Consider the following 17,150-nt stretch of genomic DNA (forward strand, 5'->3'; position numbering starts at 1 on the left):
ACTGAGAATCCAGGCTCAGCACTTCATACTGCCAGCCAGACGAGAGCGAAGTTACCCAAGAGTGGTCAAGCCTAGACCAGTCAAATACCCCAAAAAGAGGGCTGGAGGGCTTAACTGACTGGCATTAGGGCAAGCCTCGCTCCTACAAGGGCTTTTACTCCTTCTGCGGCCCACCATACGCAGTAATCACCTGCACACTCATCCGCGGCGTCGCCAGGTCCATCCCGGCCTCATCCAGATGCCGCTTCAGCGACAAATTGAATGCCCGTGAAACTTCCCATTGCTTGATCGGCGCGGTCTTGAACCGGGCACGCAGAATCGCATTGCCAGACTCGAAGCTTTCGACGCCCTGGATCTCCAGCGGCGACCAGATGTTGCGCCGTTGCAGCGGGTCGGTGCGCATCTTCTGGCCGACTTCGCGCATCAGTTTGATCGTCTCGTCGATGTCCATGCTGGCGGGCACCGCCACCCGGAAGATCGCGTAGCCAAATTCCCGGGAGTAGTTCTTGATGCTTTTGATTTCGCTGAACGGAATGGTATGCACGATACCGTCGATGTCCCGCAGGCGAACGGTGCGGATGGTCAGGCCTTCAACCGTGCCCAGATGGCCGCCGACGTCCACGTAGTCGTCGATGGCCAGGGAGTCTTCGATGATGATGAACAGGCCGGTGATCAAGTCCGCGACCAGCGACTGCGCACCGAAACCGATGGCCAGGCCGATCACACCGGCACCGGCCAGCAGTGGCGTGACGTTCATGCCCATGTTCGCCAGCGCGACGATCAGCGCAATGATGAAAATCGCTACGAATAGCACGTTACGGATCAGCGGCATCATGGTCTGCGCACGGGCGTTGGCCAGGCCTTTGCGCGAGCGGGTGAGGGCGTGGTGCACCGCCGTGTCGCTGAGGATCCAGATCAGCCAGGCAAAAATCAGCGTGCCGGCGAGGCTGAACAGTTTGACGCTGACTTCGTGGCCTTCGCCTTCGGTGAACGCGATCAGCGACATACCCCAGACGCGCAGGCCCAGCTCGATGAAGACCAGCCACACCACGAGGTGGGCGAGGGTATAGAAGAAGCTTTTCAGGCGCTCCGAATACAGCGCATGACGCTTAACACCGCGTTGCGGTTTCAGCGAATGACGGTGAACCAGGCCGTTGATGACCATGCACAACACCAGCAACACGGTGCAAATCAGCGCCTGGCGCAGTGCGGTGCTGGTGTCGCCGGCTGAGACAAACGTGGCGAACAGCGAGATGGCCACCAATACCAAGGCCGGCACGTACCAGAAGGTGCCGAGAATCGAGAGGGTGTCGCTGAGCGCGCGGCGCGTCAGGCGTCGGGACAACGGCTGGTTGCGGATCAGGTGAGCGATCGGCCGACGGAAGCGCAGGATGAACAACCCGGTGGACAGCGCGGCCAGCACGTTGGCGACGGTGGCGGCGGTGTGAGCCAGATGACTGCCAAGGCTGGCGACCAGACGCGGATCGCTCAGCGCTTCACCGAACGCGGCGAAACTACCGATCAGCCACAACGGCCGAAAGGCTTGATGCCGCAGGATGTACAAGGCGCGGTGGCGATGCGGGCCGTCGAGCAGGGAAAACGCGATCACGCAGATCGCCGAGAAACAGGTGCCGACCATCAACGCATAGGCCAGCACCATGGCCAGGCTTTTGCCCAGTGACGAGGGCAGGGCGTAGCTCATGTAGACCGTAATGACCAAAGCAATCAGCCACGGCCCGAGTTTGCGCAGGGCGAAGCGCAGCATGTCGAGGGCCTTGGGGTGTTGCGGCAGTTCTTCGGTCAGGCCGAAACGCATGCGCACCCGGTGACCGACCCAGATCAGCGCAGCGGCCAACAGGCTCCAGACCATCAGAATCATGGCGAAGGCAAAGATGATCGGCAGCCACTCGTTGGCCGGCAGCATCAGCGCCACGAGTTCGTCCTGGGCCAGTTCAAACTCCTCCGACCAGCGCGTAAGCGGACTGCCGGCTCCGGAGAATTGTTTTTCGAAGTTGGCCAGCGTACCGCCGATCAAGCCGAGTACACCTTGTTCGGTGGCCGGCTGGGCCTTTTTGGTGACGTCGCGCAGCTTCTTCAGGTCCGCCAGCAGTTTGCTGCGCTGCTGATCGTTCTCCAGCGACTTGATGACTTCGTCCAGCGACTGCCCCAGCGGTTCTTGCGCCTCGGGCTGTTTTGCCGAGCTGTTGAGCAAGCCCGGCAAACCGACCGCCTGGGCTGGCGCCATCGGCAGCAGCGCCATCAGGCAGACAAGGAAAAAACACGGCAGGGCGAAAAGACGAGCGAACACTAGGCGGTCAACCTTGGGATGAACAGATCGGCCGAGTGTACGAGCCCGTCAAAATCAATGCGAGCCAAGGGGGAGGATTTATTCGTTGAGTTTGGCGAGGATCTTGAACACCACGGTGGCGAGGATCGTCAGCATGCCGATCCACATGGCGAACACGCCGGCGTTTTTGTCGCGAAAATTGAAGCCGATTGCCAGCAGGATCATCCCGGCAAGAATGGGGATCAGCATGGCGTGGAATGCAGACATCGAGATCATGGGCGACTGCCTTGTCGAAGGGGATAGATTAAGTCTAGGCGGCTTTTGGGCGACCGGTGGTGATGTGGGTCAGAGATGAACCACACATAAAACGCAGGATGTGTGGCGAGAAAGCTTTTTGTGGCGAGGGGATTTATCCCCGTTGGGCTGCGCAGCGGCCCCAAAACCAGCACCGCGATCTTTCAGACAGACCGCATTCGCTGGCTTTGCGACCGCTGCGCGGTCGAACGGGGATAAATCCCCTCGCCACAGGTTGGTCGTTGGGTCAGGGACTACGGCAATTCCTGGCAGGCGTAGAACGCGCTCAGCACTTTGACCAGGTGTGCCAGGTCATGACTGCCGCACAGCTCGCGGATCGAGTGCATGGCGAACGTCGGCAGGCCGATGTCCACGGTGCGCACGCCCAGATGGCTGGCGGTGATCGGACCGATGGTCGAGCCGCAGCCCATGTCGCTGCGCACCACGAAGCTTTGCACCGGCACTTCTTCGGCCATGCACAGATGGCGGAAGAACCCGGCGGTTTCGCTGTTGGTGGCGTAGCGCTGGTTGCTGTTGACCTTGATCACCGGGCCGGCATTGAGTTTCGGGCCGTGGTTGGCGTCGTGCTTTTCCGCATAGTTGGGGTGCACGCCGTGGGCGTTGTCGGCGGAGACCAGCAAGGACTTCTGAATGGTGCGCACGAACTCGTCACCTTCAGGCAGCAGGCGACGCAAGGTTTGCTCAAGCATCGGGCCATCGGCGCCGCAGGCCGAGCAGGAACCGACTTCTTCGTGGTCGTTGCAGACCAACACGCAGGTTTCGTCGGTTTCAGCGGTCAGCAAGGCTTGCAGGCCGGCATAGCAGGACAGCAAGTTGTCCAGGCGCGCGCCAGCGATGAAGTCGCCATGCAGGCCGATAACGGCAGCGCTTTGGGTGTCGTAGAAGCTCAGCTCGTAATCGAGCACCACGTCGGCATTCAAACCATGCTCGAGCGCAAGCTGATTGGTGAGCACGGCGCGGAAGTCCACGCGCTCGTCACCGGCAAATTGCGCCAGGATCGGCGGCAGTTCGGTCTGCGCGTTGATGGCCCAGCCCATATTGGCTTCACGATTGAGGTGGATCGCCAGGTTCGGGATGGTGGCGATCGGCGCCTTGAAATCGATCAACTGGCTCTCGACCTTGCCGTCGCGGCGGAATGTCACGCGGCCGGCCAGGGACAAGTCGCGGTCGAACCACGGCGCCAGCAGCGCACCGCCGTAGACTTCGACGCCCAGTTGCCAGAAACCCTGGCGTTGCAGTTCCGGCTGGGGTTTGACCCGCAGGCACGGGCTGTCGGTATGGGCGCCGACCAGGCGAATACCGCCATGCAGCGGCGAATGACGCCCCATCTTGACCGCGACAATGGACGAGTCGTTACGGGTGACGTAGTAACGACCGTTGGCTTCGGTGGTCCAGGGCTCGCGCTCGTCGAGGCGCACAAAACCCGCCGCTTCCAGACGCTGAACAAGGCTGGCAGTGGCATGGAACGGGGTAGGGGAGGCCTTGAGGAAGTCGATCAGGCCTTGGTTCAACTCTTCGCGCATAAGAAGCTCCAGACAGCAATGGGCGGAAGTTTAACGTATTGGCTGGAGCCTTTGGGCATGACGTGAACCGGTCACGTCAGCTGGCAGCCGCTACCCGCTTTTTCAGGTACTTCATGATGATCTGCTCATCTTCAGGCTTTTCAGGCTTGGGCAGTTGCCGGGGCCAGGCGTTCTGATGAGTCTCCAGCAGCTTTTTCTGACGAGACTGGTCCCAACGAAGAATCTCCCGCGAGGCACATTCCCACCATTCGTGTCGGCAGGCCGTGTAGTACGGGTGATCAGGCGCTGCGCTGCCGTAAAGCAGATCGCGGCCGACCTTTCGCAGGGCGCCACTCTGGTTGCGCAGCTTCCATTTGATTTTCAGCCGCTGCCAGGCCGAAGGTAAGGGTTTGACGCGGGGCACGTCCCGGCACAGTTCGACTAACTCTTGGCTGAACTGCTCACCATGTTGAGAGAAGAAATACGCCTGCATCGCATGGAAAAAGCGTTTTTCCGCGAAGTAGTGATAGATGAATTTTTTGGCTTCATAAACCGGTTTGTCGCGCATCGCGAACGACAGGGCGATCTGCTCGATGGTGTGGATATCGAAGCCGTCCCGGGTCCATTCGTCGATGAATTTGATCGACTCTTCGAACAGCGCGGTGTCGCGGTCGGTCACGCCACACAGTCCGCTGTTGTACAGCTTGAAACCATTCTGCGCAGTGACGCCGTGAGCGTGCAGGCAACCGCCGAGCTTCACATACTCGGAACGTTCACACACGTCCTGCCAGTCGTACTCGAAGCGGTCCATCAAGTAGTGCTGCGGCTGAATCTGTTTGAAGATCAGGTTCGGGTCGCTGGTAAACAGCGTGTCGGTATCGACGAACAGGGTTTTTTCAGCGAGCGTGAGACCGGCGGCAATCGCGCAGGCTTTGCGGCGATGGTGATAGCCATTTTCGCCTTGCCACAGGGTCAGGGTTTCCTGGGTCAGCGTGACCGTCTCGACCGGCCAGCCGGCGTAGTCCTGAGGACGATCCGTGAGGATTCTGATGCTCGGGAGCTTGCCATTCTTCGCATGGGACAGCGCGGTCAAAATACTGAATTTGGCTTCGCGCCGATAAACGTCCTGGTTGCCATAGATCAGGTAAAGCAATTGGTGTCGGGTTTTCTTGACGGGTGTTGCCAGGAATTCGGTACTACTCATCGGGATGGGTATCCTTTTGCTAAAGCAGGCGACTGCGTGTCAGGCAGTGCTTAAAACGGTGCGGGGCATTCGAAGCGCAAGCGTTCACCGGTTTGCGGGTGGGTGAAGCTGAGCATGCTGGCGTGCAGGCACAGTCGTGGCCAGGCGGCCAGGGCTTGCTCATGGGCGTAGAGCCCATCACCCAATAGTGGGTGGCCGATGGAAAGCATGTGCACGCGCAACTGGTGGGAGCGGCCGGTGATCGGCGTCAGTTCGACGCGGCACCAGTTGCCACAACGTTCCAGCACTCGCCAGAAGGTCAGGGCGTGTTTGCCGAACTCGTGGTCCACCACATGACGTGGCTTGGTCGGCGGATCGTAGCGCAAGGGCAGGTCGATGCTGCCGCTGTCCAGTTCCGGTTGTCCCCAGCACAGGGCGGTGTAGGCTTTTTCGGTTTCGCGGTCGTGAAATTGCCGAGACAACTCGCGATGAGTGTCCGGGTCACGGGCCAACAGAATGATGCCGGACGTTTCCCAATCCAGGCGATGGACGATTCGCGCTTCCGGGTAGCCGTTTTCCTGCAGGCGGGTGATCAGGCAATCCTTGTTGTCATCGGCCCGGCCAGGGACAGAGAGCAGCAGGGTCGGTTTATCCACCACCAGTACGGCGGCGTCCTGATGGATGATGCGGATGTTGGACAACGGCATTAAAACAGCCTCGTAACAAACGCCAACGGCGGCTCAGGCCCCTGCGCCCGTAGGAGCGAAGCTTGCTCGCGAACGCATTACTCCGGTCTATGAGATAAACCGGGTTGCCTGCTTCGCGAGCAAGCTTCGCTCCTACAGAAGCGTAAGAGCCTGAGCCGCCGTGGCTCCCGCTGGATCGACTAGCGATCCGGCAGGGTGATATTGAGTTCCAGAATCGAGCAACTGCCCTGGTTTTCCAGCGCGACGTGCACATCGTCGGACCCGATATTGACGTACTTGCGGATCACTTCCACCAGTTCCTTCTGCAAGGCTGGCAAGTAGTCCGGCGTACTGCGCTGGCCGCGTTCATGCGCCACGATGATCTGTAGACGCTCTTTCGCTACCGACGCGGTGCTGACCTTTTTGCTGGCACGAAAGAAGTCAAAAAGATTCATTATCTACCTCCAAACAGGCGCTCGAAGAAGCCTTTCTTCGTCACATCGAGAAAACGATGTTCCACGGTTTTGCCCAACAGACGATCGACCGCATCGCTGTACGCCTGACCGGCGTCGCTCTGGTCATCGAGAATCACGGGCACGCCCGAGTTGGAAGCCTTGAGTACCGCTTGGGATTCCGGAATGACACCCAACAGGGCGACAGCCAGGATTTCCTTGACGTCTTCGACGCCCAGCATCTCGCCATCACTGACACGTTGCGGGTTGTAGCGGGTCAGCAGCAGGTGTTCCTTGATCGCTTCTTCGCCTTTTTCAGCGCGGCGCGATTTGCTGGCCAGCAAGCCCAGCATGCGGTCCGAGTCACGTACCGAGGACACTTCCGGGTTGGTCACGATAATCGCTTCATCAGCGAAGTACATGGCCAGGTGGGCGCCTTTCTCGATGCCGGCCGGGGAGTCGCAGACCACGTATTCGAAGTCTTCTTTCAAAGCCATCAGGACTTTTTCAACGCCTTCCACGGTCAGCGCGTCTTTATCGCGGGTCTGACTGGCGGCCAGGACGTAGAGGTTTTCCAGGCGTTTGTCTTTGATCAGGGCTTGTTGCAGGTTGGCTTCGCCGTTGACCACGTTGACGAAGTCATACACCACGCGACGCTCGCAACCCATGATCAGGTCGAGGTTACGCAAACCGACGTCGAAGTCGACGATAACTGTTTTGTGGCCACGCAGTGCGAGGCCGGTACCGATAGCGGCGCTGGTGGTGGTCTTACCCACACCACCCTTGCCGGATGTAACCACTAGAATCTTGGCCAAGGTGTTTCACCCCTAAGGAAAAAGGACATTTAGCCCCTGAAAAACATCTCTTGAAAAACTACTGCAGTCGGACAGCCTTGGCTGGAATCCGGTCCAGAACAGCGGTAAACACTGCGTTTGGCCTTTTTCCTACTTCGTTTGAGCCGTTTTCGCTACGTTTTAGAGATGCTTGGAAAATGCGGCAGTATCCGTTAAAGCCGAATGATGTTCAACACGTCGCCTGACAGGCTGACTTGCACGCCTGCACCCCACAAAGGGTCGCGACGCAAATCCTCGGAAACCTTGTAGTGACCGGCGATGGAAACCAGTTCAGCGCTCATTTGCTGACAGAAAATCCTGGCTTTCGTGTCGCCTTTGACCCCGGCCAACACGCGACCGCGCATCGGGCCGTATACATGGATGTTCCCATCGGCGAGAAGTTCCGCACCCGGGCTGACCGATGAGATCACCACCAGATCGCAGCCCTGGGCATAAATCTGCTGGCCACCCCGTACTGGCGACGTGATGATTTTTGTCGGTTTGATGGTCGGCTCGGGCGGTTTTTCCGGCTTTTTCTTGATGACGCCTTCGAGCGGGTCCAGAGGACGCTCGCGGGCGCCGGACGGCGGCAGCACCGGCAAATCGACCGCGATGGCTGCCGCGATGTCTTCGATGCGGCTGGCACGGATCGCCAGGGTGCGCAGGCCATGCTGGCGGCACACACGCATCAGGCCCGGCAGATCGACGGCGCCTTCACTGGCCGGGAGTTTGTCCAGGGCCAGCACCAGCGGCGCGTTGCTGAAGAAATTAGGCGCCTGGGCGACCTTGGCGGCCAGTTGCCGATCAAGGTTCTCGAGGTCGTTGCGGGCCAGTTCCAGCACCGTAATGGCGAGCATGCTGCCCTTCAACTGGAACACGGGATACTGGTCTTGCGATTCGGTTTGGCTCATGGTCGGCATACAACGGCTTGTCACTAAAAGTGCCGAGACTTATAACGAGAACGCCCGCAAGCCGCAAGCCGGGTCGAACGATGTAGAATGCGCGGCCATTGTCTTTCCGGAACCTTTAATGGATCGCCCGCGTTTTCGAAAAACATTTCTTATGCCGCGTTTCTGGCCGCTGTGGTGTGGCTTGGGGCTGTTGTGGCTGATTGTTCAGTTGCCGTATCCGGTGTTGCTGTATATCGGTCGCCTGCTCGGTTCACTGATGTATCGGCTGGCCGGCGACCGACGGCGCATTGCCAAGCGCAATCTGGAACTGTGTTTCCCTGAAAAAACCGCTGCCGAGCGCAAGCGCCTGCTCAAGGAAAACTTCGCCTCTACCGGTATCGCTTTCTTTGAAATGGCCATGAGCTGGTGGTGGTCGCGTCAGCGTCTGGCGAAGCTGGCCCATGTCGAAGGTCTGGAGCATTTGAAAAAGGCCCAGCGCGAAGGCAAGGGCGTGATCCTGATGGCGGTGCATTTCACCACGCTGGAAATCGGCGCGGCGCTGTTGGGGCAGCAGCACACCATCGACGGCATGTACCGCGAACACAAAAACCCGCTGTTCGATTACATCCAGCGTCGGGGTCGCGAGCGGCACAACCTCGATTCGCTGGCCGTGGAACGCGACGACGTGCGTGGCATGCTCAAACTGCTGCGGGCAGGCCGCGCGATCTGGTACGCACCGGATCAGGACTATGGCGCCAAGCAAAGTATTTTTGTGCCGCTGTTCGGGATTCAGGCTGCAACGGTCACGGCCACCAGCAAGTTTGCCCGGCTGGGCAAGGCGCTGGTGGTGCCGTTCACCCAGGAGCGCCTGGCTGACGGCAGCGGCTATCGGTTGATGATCCACCCGCCGCTTGAAGGTTTCCCCGGCGAAACCGAAGAAGCAGATTGCCTGCGGATCAATCAGTGGGTCGAAGGCGCCCTGCGCGAGTGTCCGGAGCAATACCTCTGGGCACATCGACGCTTCAAAAGCCGTCCACCGGGCGAGCCGAAGTTGTACAAGAAACGCGGCTGAGCCCCTGATCCCTTTAAAGCACCATGGAGTGTTGCGATGAGTCCTGCTGAACCGGTTACAGGGTTGATTCTTTCCGGCGGCGGGGCTCGGGCGGCGTATCAGGTGGGCGTGCTGGCGGCGATTGCCGAGTTGCTGCCGGTGGGCGCGGCGAATCCGTTTCCGGTGATTGTCGGCACCTCGGCCGGGGCGATCAACGCGGTCAGCCTCGCCAGTGGGGCGATGGACTTTCGTGGCGCGATCGAGCGCCTGACCGCGTTCTGGCAGGGCTTTCGCAGTCATCTGGTGTTACGCAGCGATTGGCCTGGCGTGATCAGCCAGGCCAGCCGCTTTGTCAGCCACAGTTTGCTGGGCATCGGTGCGCAGGTTCCGGTGGCCTTGCTCAACAGTTCGCCCCTTCGCGGATTGCTCAACGACAAATTGCACATGACCGGCATCGCCGAAGCCATCGCCCAGAAGCAATTGCAGGCGGTGGCGGTCACGGCGTTCGGTTACGAGTCCGGGCAGGCTGTCACGTTCTACCAGGGCGGCGGCACCATCGATGCCTGGTTGCGCCATCGGCGGATCGGCGTCCCGACGCAATTGACCGTCGATCACTTGCTGGCCAGTTCAGCGATTCCGCTGTTGTTCGCGCCGGTGAAAATCGGCGAGGAGTATTTCGGCGACGGCGCGGTGCGCCAATCAGCACCGATCAGCCCGGCCCTGCACCTGGGCGCGAGCCGAGTGCTGGTGGTGGGCGTCAGCGGCAACCCGCGCGGGGTCGACCCGGAGCAGCCGCTGCAACGGGCCTACACCGGTCAGCAGCCAACCCTGGCGCAGATCGGCGGGCACATGCTCAACAGCACGTTCATTGACAGCCTGGAAAGTGACATCGAGTTGTTGCAGCGTCTGAATCAGTTCAGTCACTTGCTGCCCGATGGCACGCCGGCGCGCGCGTTGGGTGTGGCACCGGTGGAAGTGTTGGTGATTTCGCCGAGTCAGCCGATCGATGAGATTGCGGCGCGGCATCGGCAGGAATTGCCGGCGGCGTTGCGCCTGTTTCTGCGCGGGCCGGGGGCGACCAAGACAAGTGGTGCGGGGGTGTTGAGTTACCTGCTGTTCGAGGCGGGGTATTGCAGTGAATTGATTGATCTGGGGCGGCGTGATGCGTTGGCCAAGCGCGAGGAGTTGTGTCGGTTTCTTGGGTTGTCGGAGTCTGTTGTTCCGGTTTGAGATCGGCGGTGCGGCCTTCGCGGGCAAGCCTCGCTCCTACAGGGGATCTTCAGCACAACAAAGATCAACTTTAGGAGAGAGGCTTGCCCGCGAAGGCGCCCTTACAGACGCCGCCGGATCAGAAGTGAACCTTGACCAGGAAGCTGGTCACGCTCTGATCAGTCTTGAAACCCTGGCTGTCTTCGATGCCGTACTTGTTTTTCCAGTAGTCATACTCGACGCCGACGTACAACTGCTTTTCGCCCAAATTCAGCGCCTTGCCCAGGTCGTATTTGACCTGCGGATTGAAGTGCAGGTTGGCGTGATATTCGCCTTTTTTGTTGACGTCGTTGTCGACCACCCAGTCCATGAAACCGTCGATCAGGATGTTCGAATCGCCAACGGGAATGGTGTAGGACCATACCGGGGTGATCTGCCAGATATCATCACCCGGACGGTCGCCTTCGGTGTGACGGTTGTAGAAGTTCAGCTGGAAGTAGTCGAAACCTGGAATTGCCAGGTCGAAACCAGGACCGATCAGGTAGGACTCGGTATCGTCTTCACCGAACTCATACGTCATGGCCAGCAGCACGTCTTTGATCGGGCCGAATTCGAGTTTCTGGTCGAAGATCTTGCCGAACGACAGGCGCGGACTGAATTCGCCGTAGTAGGTGTTCTCACCGGCGAAGGCGTCTTCCTTGCCGTTGTAGAAGATCTTGTCGATGAAGAAGAAGTTGTCGCCGTATTTCCAGCCATCGGCGTGTTCGAAGGTCACTGTCTGCTGAATGCGCGGGTTGACCTGGAAGTCCTTGCCATACAAGTAGGTCAGGCTGTTGTTCTGCCATTGCAGCAAGTCGCCGGCCATTGCCTGGCCCCCGGCCAGTAACGATCCCGCCAGCATCAGGCTAGTGCACGTACGTTTCATTCGGTTGCTCCCAAAAAGTAGGTGTTCCACGTTATTTTTCTAAGGTCGACGCTCTGGTGTGGCGCCTTTTTCTGTAGCTGTAAAAAATCATCCATCCGGTCAGCTTTAGTGCTGTTAGCAAGAGCTGAGCCAAGGCTTTCGAAAAGCCAAAAACTCCCGCTCGGCTGCTCAAGAACAGTCGATTGAGAGGGGTTTTGGAGTGCCTTGGTACCGTGCAGAGCCGGGATAAGTTGGCTTTCTGGTCAGGAATTAAATCCGGGCTTTTTTTTAAAGCGGATTCAGGCGGCCGCGGAGAATACTGACTCCTTGGCCAGGTCTCAAGTGCCCCCCAACAGCGCACCGACGACAGGTGTAGAGCACGGTTGCGGGCCATCTTAAAAGTGCACCTTTACCAGCAGGCTGGTGGTGTTTTCATTGGTGTCGAAGTTGCCGTTGTTTTCAATGCCGTACTTGTCTTTCCAGTAGCTGTACTCGACGCCGACGTACACCTGTTTCTCCCGCCAGCCCAGGGCCTTGCCCAGGTCGTACTTTATCTGCGGGTTGATATGCAGGTTGGCGTGGTAGGTGCCGTGTGAGTTCTGGTCGTTATCCACGACCCAGTCGATGTAGCCGTCGATCAACAGGCTCGAGTTGCCCAATGGCAGGGTATAGGACCAAGCCGGCGTGATCTGCCAGACATCATCGCCGGGGCGCGAGCCTTCGGTCTGGCGATAGTAGAAGTTCAAGGTGAAAAAGTTGAAGCCCGCAACCTTGAGGTCGAAACCGGGGCCAATCAGATAGGCCTCGGTGTCGTCTTCGCCATTCTCGTAGGTCATGGCCAGCAACACGTCCTTGATCGGGCCGAATTCGAAACGGCGGTCGAGGATTTTGCCGAAGGAGAGACGCGAACTGAACTCGCCGTAATAGGCGTGAACGCCTTTGTTCCGGTCCTTCTCGCCGTTGTAGTAAGTGCTGTCGACGAACAGAAAATTGTCGCCGTACTTCCAGCGGTCGGCATGCTCAAAGGTTATTGTCTGCTGGATCGACGGATTGACCGCGAAATCCTTGCCGTACAAATAGCTCAGGCTGTTGGTCTGCCACAGCAATAAATCGCCGGCCATGGCTTGGCTCGCGGCCAACAGGCCACCGCCCAACAGCATGTTTGTCTGTGTCCGGATCATCTGTTGCTCCCTCTTGTTTTTATTGTTCGTGGCGAGGGGATTTATCCCCGTTCGGCTGCGCAGCAGTCGTAAAACAGGCGAATGCGGTTTGCTTGAGAGAATGCTGGGGCCGCTTCGCGCCCCAACGGGGCGGTGCGACGTTTCGCTAAATCCCCTCGCCACAGAGGTTTGATTAGTGCGGGTGAGCGTGGCAGTCGTTGATCGCCGCGCGTTCGCGGCCGCCAAGAATGTTGAACAGCAAATTCAGCGACAGCGCACTCAACGTCGCCATCGCAATGCCGCTGTGGGTGATCGGACTCATCCACAACGGCAAGTGCGCGAAGAACTCCGGACGTACCACCGGAATCAGCCCCATGCCGATGCTCACCGCCACCAGCAGCTGATTGCGACGGTCACCGATGTCGGCTTCTTGAAGAATCTTGATCCCGGTCGCGGCCACCATGCCGAACATCGCAATCGCCGCGCCGCCCAGTACCGCTGGCGGAATCGATGCCACCAGGAATGCCGCTTTCGGCAACAGGCTCAGCATCACCAGCAAACCGCCAGCGACGATGGTCACCGAGCGACAACGCACGCCGGTCATCTGCACCAGGCCGATGTTCTGCGCGAACGAAGAGTGGGTGAAGGTGTTGAAGAAACCGGCGAAGAACGAGGCGCCGGCATCACACAGCAAACCGCGGCGCAGCATGCGCGGGCAGACTTCCTGGCCGGTGATTTTGCCGAGCGCGAGGAACATTCCGGTGGACTCGACAAAGATAATCACGACCACCAGGCACATGGAAAGGATCGGTGCGAGTTCAAATTTGGGCATGCCGAAATGCAGCGGGGTGACGATCTGCACCCAGGGCGCCTGAGCCATGCCGCTGAGGTCGACCATGCCGATCAGCCCGCAGATCACGTAGCCGAGGCACATGCCGATCAGCACGGAAATGTTGACCCAGAAACCGCGCATGAAGCGATGGACCAACAGGATGGTTGCCAGCACCAGCGCGGCGATGGCCAGGTAAATCGGTGAGCCGAATTGCGTGGCACCCGCACCGCCGCCGGCCCAATTCACGGCCACGGGGAACAGCGACAAACCGATTGAGGTGATGACTGTGCCGGTCACCAGAGGCGGGAAGAAGCGTACGACTTTGGACATGAACGGGGCGATGATCATGCCGAAGAAACCGGCAGCGATGGTTGCGCCGAAGATCCCTTGCAGACCGATGCCCGGCATGCCCGCCATGGCGACCATGCTGCCGACGGCGGCGAAACTGGCGCCCATCATCACCGGCATACGGATGCCCATCGGACCGATACCGAGCGATTGCACGATGGTGGCGATCCCGGCCACCAGCAGGTCGGCGTTGATCAGGAAGGCGATTTCTTCACGACTCAGGCCGGCGGCCTGCCCGATGATCAGCGGCACCGCGATGGCTCCGCCGTACATCAGCAGAACGTGTTGCAATCCCACCAGGATCAGTTGCAAAAGGGGCAAACGCTGAATTGCGGGTGCGTCGGGGATGCGCGCTTCGGATAGCTCGGACATGCAACACCTCGGATCTTTTTTATTCTTGTGATTTTGTGCATCAGGGGGACCGCGTCGCGGCCATTCGCGGGCAAGCCTCGCTCCTACAGGTTTAGGGTCGATTGCATCATTTGTGAACGACTCGAATCTGTAGGAGCGAGGCTTGCCCGCGAAGCTTTTAGCGGTTAGTTGGTGGGAGCTCCCTGAACAATCCACGCGCCGATCAGGTCACGTTCCTGCTGGGTCATCTGGGTGATGTTGCCCAGTGGCATGATCTGGCTGGTGACGGCTTGCGCCTGGATCCGCGCCGCGTTCTGGCGGATCTGCTCGGGGGTGTCGAACATCACACCGCCCGGTGCAGCGCTGAACAGCGGGCTGGTCGGTTTGGCGGAATGGCAAACCGAGCAACGTTCCTGAATCACGCTGTGCACCTTGTCGTAACTCGGCCCGGCGTTCGCAGCCTGAACCGGCGCTTCAGCAGGCTTCGCGGCGGCAGGTTTGGCACCTCCACCGAGGGCGGTTTCCGGCAGCGGCTGGTACTCGATGGTGCCAGGTGCCTTGGCTACTTCAGGTGCACTGGACATCTGCGCCGGGCCAGTCACGTACGCCAGGCAGATCATGCCCACTGCTGCGACGGGCATGGTCCAGGCGAACTTGTGGCTGTCATGACGGGTGTTGAAGTAATGACGCACCAACACCGCCAATACCGCGATCCCGGCCAGGATCAGCCAGTTGTATTGGCTGCCGTAAGTGCTCGGGAAGTGGTTGCTGATCATGATGAACAGCACCGGCAAGGTGAAGTAGTTGTTGTGACGCGAACGCAGCAAGCCTTTGGCCGGCAGCGCCGGATCCGGCGTGCGGTTCTCGGCAATCGCCGCCACCAGCGCACGCTGGGCCGGCATGATGATGCGGAACACGTTGCCGACCATGATGGTGCCGATGATCGCGCCGACGTGCAGGTACGCACCCCGCCCGCTGAACACTTTGCTGAAGCCGTAAGCGGCGCCAATGATCAGCACGAACAGGATTCCGCCTAGCAGGGCAGGGCGTTTGCCCAGGGCCGAGTCGCAAAGGAAGGAGTAGACGAACCAGCCGACGAACAACGAGGCAATGCCCAGTGCGACCCCTTCAGGGCCGGTCAGGCTGCTGCCCGGTGCCAGCAGGTACAGCGTCGGGTTGGAGTAGAACACCACGCACAGCAGCGCAATCCCCGACAGCCAGGTGAAATAGGCTTCCCATTTGAACCAGTGCAGGTTGTCCGGCATGGTCGGTGGGGCCAGTTTGTATTTTTCCAGGTGATAGATACCGCCGCCGTGGATCGCCCACAAATCGCCCGCCAAGCCACTTTTCGGGTTGACCCGATTGAGGTTGTTTTCCAGCCAGACGAAATAGAACGACGCACCGATCCAGGCCACGCCAGTAATCATGTGAACCCAGCGCACGCTCAGGTTCAGCCATTCCAACAGATGTGCTTCCACAGTCTTTACCTCTCGCCTGTCACTCTGTCGTCGAGTGATCAGACCTTCTCTTATTGGTGGGGGGCAAGGATCAACCGCTCATCCTCTTTGAAAAAATGCTCATCGCAGTTATTGCCTGTGCCACTGCGATCAACCACCAGGAAGTCATCCCGCTTTTCGATCGTCAGCACCGGATGGTGCCAAACGCCGCGATGGTAATTAATGCCCTGCCTGCCGTTGGTGACGAAGGCGCGGACCAAGCCTGATACAGGTTCATCGCCAAGTGGCGCGACCACGATCAGAAAGGAGTTGCCGAGCAGCGGGATGAAAGCCTGGCTGCCCAGCGGGTGACGCTCCAGCATACAAACGGTCAGCGGCATGTCCTGCGCGTCGGCGCGGAATATGCTGATGATCGCGTTGTCCTCTGGCGTGGCGGTTTCAACCGTCGCCAGTTTGTGAAAGCGCATGGTCGAACCGTTGTTGATCATGAAGTGATCGCTACCGTCGGTTTCGATCACGTCACCGAAAGGGGCGAAGGCTTCTTTGGTCAGCGGTTCAATCTTCAATGTGCGCATGCTGGTTCTTATCCGAATTCTATGTTGTTTGTTCTGACGCCTTCGCGGGCAAGCCTCGCTCCTACAGGGTTAGCGTCATCCTTGTAGGAGCGAGGCTTGCCCGCGAAGGGTTCGGCGCTTATTTAGCGACCTTGCCCAAAACGCGCAAGCGGCTCACACCACCATCCGGGAACACATTGAGGCGGATGTGGGTGATCGGCCCCAGGGCCTTGATCTGCTCGGCGAAGGTGTGTTCGGCGTGCATTTCCAGTTTCTGCGCCGGCAGCAATTCGCGCCAGAACAGCGATTGGGTTTCGATCTGGCTGTCGGTGCCGCCCTTCACGAACGCACCCTGGATCGAGCAAGTGTCTGGGTAGTTGCCCTTGAAATGCAGGGTGTCGACGATGACTTTTTCGATCTCGCCGGCGTGACCCAGCGCGACAATGACCCAGTCATTGCCTGGCGTGCGACGACGTGCCGTTTCCCAGCCGTCGCCCATGTTGATGCCACGGCCCGGGTTGAGGATGTTGCTCATGCGCCCGAAGTGTTCGTCGGAGCAGGCGAGGGCGCGGCCGCCGTTCAGCGCTGCAGCCAGGTCAACCTGTTCGTTGTCGCCAACCGCGGACCAGTCGCGGAACGGAATACCGTAAACACGCAGACGGGCCACGCCACCATCCGGGTAGATGTTGAAGCGCAGGTGACTGAACGCCTGGTCGTTGTTGATTTCGTGGAAGTGGTGGCTGTTGCCTTGCAGCTCGACGGCCGACAGCACTTCAGTCCACTGGGTGCTTTCGTCCGGCTCGCCCGAGGCCAGGAAGCACGCTTCCAGGGAGGCCGATGGCGGGAAGTTGCCGGTGAAGAATGAAGTGTCGATGTCCACGCCTTTGATCGAACCCGGTACGCCCAGGCGGATCACGGCGCTGTCGTAACCTTCGAAGCGCTTGCGGCGCGACTCCCAGCCGTCCATCCACTTGCCGTTGTCATCGAACACGCCCTCCTTCCACACAGCCGGGGTCGGCTGGAACAGGCGGTTGGCATCAGCGAACCAGTCATCGGTGACCGAGATGATTTTGGTGCCCAGACGGGCGTCGGCCAGGTTGACGAACTTCTCGAAAGGTACGGCGTAAGCTTTCATT

Annotated in this window: 16 protein-coding genes; 2 read left to right on the forward strand and 14 right to left on the reverse strand. The window is 59.5% G+C overall.

Annotated features, from left to right (window positions below; translation table 11 throughout):
* Window positions 1-154 precede the first annotated feature (154 nt).
* The 8 genes from EYC95_RS23335 to minC form a co-directional block, all read right to left on the reverse strand.
* Window positions 155-2,308 carry a mechanosensitive ion channel family protein gene (locus EYC95_RS23335; RefSeq protein WP_131062420.1) on the reverse strand — a complete coding sequence of 718 codons (2,154 nt, stop codon included), beginning with the start codon at window positions 2,306-2,308 and terminating at the stop codon, window positions 155-157.
* Between the two features lie 78 nt (window positions 2,309-2,386).
* The gene (locus EYC95_RS30225) at window positions 2,387-2,563 is read right to left on the reverse strand and encodes a hypothetical protein (protein ID WP_165557498.1); all 177 of its coding nucleotides are present in this window, start codon (window positions 2,561-2,563) and stop codon (window positions 2,387-2,389) included.
* 272 nt (window positions 2,564-2,835) lie between these two features.
* A complete protein-coding gene (locus EYC95_RS23345) occupies window positions 2,836-4,125 on the reverse strand; it encodes a M18 family aminopeptidase (protein WP_131062421.1) in 1,290 nt (429 codons plus the stop codon).
* A gap of 76 nt (window positions 4,126-4,201) precedes the next feature.
* Entirely contained in the window at window positions 4,202-5,308 is a 1,107-nt protein-coding gene (locus EYC95_RS23350) for a hypothetical protein (RefSeq protein ID WP_131062422.1), read from the reverse strand.
* A gap of 50 nt (window positions 5,309-5,358) precedes the next feature.
* Window positions 5,359-5,994: an RluA family pseudouridine synthase gene (locus tag EYC95_RS23355; protein ID WP_010456705.1), complete on the reverse strand. Its 636-nt coding sequence runs from the start codon at window positions 5,992-5,994 to the stop codon at window positions 5,359-5,361.
* Between the two features lie 179 nt (window positions 5,995-6,173).
* Entirely contained in the window at window positions 6,174-6,428 is a 255-nt protein-coding gene (gene minE, locus EYC95_RS23360; RefSeq protein ID WP_007898843.1) for a cell division topological specificity factor MinE, read from the reverse strand.
* A complete protein-coding gene (minD, locus tag EYC95_RS23365) occupies window positions 6,428-7,240 on the reverse strand; it encodes a septum site-determining protein MinD (RefSeq protein ID WP_131062423.1) in 813 nt (270 codons plus the stop codon). Before minD ends, minE begins: the two co-directional genes overlap by 1 nt.
* Window positions 7,241-7,431: 191 nt before the next feature.
* On the reverse strand, window positions 7,432-8,169 hold the full coding sequence (gene minC / locus EYC95_RS23370; protein ID WP_131062424.1) for a septum site-determining protein MinC: 738 nt from the start codon (window positions 8,167-8,169) through the stop codon (window positions 7,432-7,434).
* 118 nt (window positions 8,170-8,287) lie between these two features.
* Between minC and EYC95_RS23375 the strand changes: the two genes are divergently transcribed.
* Together EYC95_RS23375 and EYC95_RS23380 are read left to right on the forward strand one after the other, a co-directional pair.
* Window positions 8,288-9,220, forward strand: coding sequence for a lipid A biosynthesis lauroyl acyltransferase (locus EYC95_RS23375; RefSeq protein ID WP_131062425.1), 933 nt, complete (start codon window positions 8,288-8,290; stop codon window positions 9,218-9,220).
* Window positions 9,221-9,256: 36 nt separating this feature from the next.
* Window positions 9,257-10,429 (forward strand): patatin-like phospholipase family protein, encoded by a 1,173-nt coding sequence (locus EYC95_RS23380; RefSeq protein WP_131062426.1) that lies wholly within the window; start codon window positions 9,257-9,259, stop codon window positions 10,427-10,429.
* A gap of 118 nt (window positions 10,430-10,547) precedes the next feature.
* On the opposite strand, the gene EYC95_RS23385 is transcribed toward EYC95_RS23380, so the two are convergent.
* The 6 genes from EYC95_RS23385 to alc all read right to left on the reverse strand — a co-directional run bounded on the left by EYC95_RS23385 (window position 10,548) and on the right by alc (window position 17,149).
* Window positions 10,548-11,333, reverse strand: a complete 786-nt coding sequence (locus tag EYC95_RS23385; RefSeq protein ID WP_131062427.1) for an outer membrane protein OmpK — start codon at window positions 11,331-11,333, stop codon at window positions 10,548-10,550.
* A gap of 374 nt (window positions 11,334-11,707) precedes the next feature.
* Window positions 11,708-12,493 (reverse strand): DUF5020 family protein, encoded by a 786-nt coding sequence (locus tag EYC95_RS23390; protein ID WP_131062428.1) that lies wholly within the window; start codon window positions 12,491-12,493, stop codon window positions 11,708-11,710.
* A 172-nt stretch (window positions 12,494-12,665) separates the two neighbouring features.
* Window positions 12,666-14,024 carry a nucleobase:cation symporter-2 family protein gene (locus EYC95_RS23395; RefSeq protein WP_131062429.1) on the reverse strand — a complete coding sequence of 453 codons (1,359 nt, stop codon included), beginning with the start codon at window positions 14,022-14,024 and terminating at the stop codon, window positions 12,666-12,668.
* Between the two features lie 164 nt (window positions 14,025-14,188).
* Window positions 14,189-15,481, reverse strand: a complete 1,293-nt coding sequence (locus tag EYC95_RS23400; protein ID WP_131062430.1) for a urate hydroxylase PuuD — start codon at window positions 15,479-15,481, stop codon at window positions 14,189-14,191.
* A 50-nt stretch (window positions 15,482-15,531) separates the two neighbouring features.
* Complete coding sequence (locus tag EYC95_RS23405; protein ID WP_131062431.1) at window positions 15,532-16,035, reverse strand: ureidoglycolate lyase; 504 nt, start codon at window positions 16,033-16,035, stop codon at window positions 15,532-15,534.
* 118 nt (window positions 16,036-16,153) lie between these two features.
* The gene (alc, locus tag EYC95_RS23410) at window positions 16,154-17,149 is read right to left on the reverse strand and encodes an allantoicase (RefSeq protein ID WP_131062432.1); all 996 of its coding nucleotides are present in this window, start codon (window positions 17,147-17,149) and stop codon (window positions 16,154-16,156) included.
* Window position 17,150: the final 1 nt, after the last annotated feature.

Source organism: Pseudomonas sp. BGI-2, from assembly GCF_004310295.1.
In the GTDB taxonomy this organism is placed as follows: Bacteria; Pseudomonadota; Gammaproteobacteria; order Pseudomonadales; family Pseudomonadaceae; genus Aquipseudomonas.

Excerpts from the sequence above, each read along its gene's own strand:
- minE (WP_007898843.1), bottom strand. The coding sequence starts at position 6,428 with ATGAATCTTTTTGACTTCTTTCGTGCCAGCAAAAAGGTCAGCACCGCG.
- EYC95_RS23390 (WP_131062428.1), bottom strand. The coding sequence starts at position 12,493 with ATGATCCGGACACAGACAAACATGCTGTTGGGCGGTGGCCTGTTGGCC.
- EYC95_RS23385 (WP_131062427.1), bottom strand. The coding sequence starts at position 11,333 with ATGAAACGTACGTGCACTAGCCTGATGCTGGCGGGATCGTTACTGGCC.
- minC (WP_131062424.1), bottom strand. The coding sequence starts at position 8,169 with ATGAGCCAAACCGAATCGCAAGACCAGTATCCCGTGTTCCAGTTGAAG.
- EYC95_RS23380 (WP_131062426.1), top strand. The coding sequence starts at position 9,257 with ATGAGTCCTGCTGAACCGGTTACAGGGTTGATTCTTTCCGGCGGCGGG.
- EYC95_RS23345 (WP_131062421.1), bottom strand. The coding sequence starts at position 4,125 with ATGCGCGAAGAGTTGAACCAAGGCCTGATCGACTTCCTCAAGGCCTCC.
- EYC95_RS23405 (WP_131062431.1), bottom strand. The coding sequence starts at position 16,035 with ATGCGCACATTGAAGATTGAACCGCTGACCAAAGAAGCCTTCGCCCCT.
- alc (WP_131062432.1), bottom strand. The coding sequence starts at position 17,149 with ATGAAAGCTTACGCCGTACCTTTCGAGAAGTTCGTCAACCTGGCCGAC.
- EYC95_RS23355 (WP_010456705.1), bottom strand. The coding sequence starts at position 5,994 with ATGCCGTTGTCCAACATCCGCATCATCCATCAGGACGCCGCCGTACTG.
- EYC95_RS30225 (WP_165557498.1), bottom strand. The coding sequence starts at position 2,563 with ATGATCTCGATGTCTGCATTCCACGCCATGCTGATCCCCATTCTTGCC.
- EYC95_RS23395 (WP_131062429.1), bottom strand. The coding sequence starts at position 14,024 with ATGTCCGAGCTATCCGAAGCGCGCATCCCCGACGCACCCGCAATTCAG.
- EYC95_RS23350 (WP_131062422.1), bottom strand. The coding sequence starts at position 5,308 with ATGAGTAGTACCGAATTCCTGGCAACACCCGTCAAGAAAACCCGACAC.
- EYC95_RS23375 (WP_131062425.1), top strand. The coding sequence starts at position 8,288 with ATGGATCGCCCGCGTTTTCGAAAAACATTTCTTATGCCGCGTTTCTGG.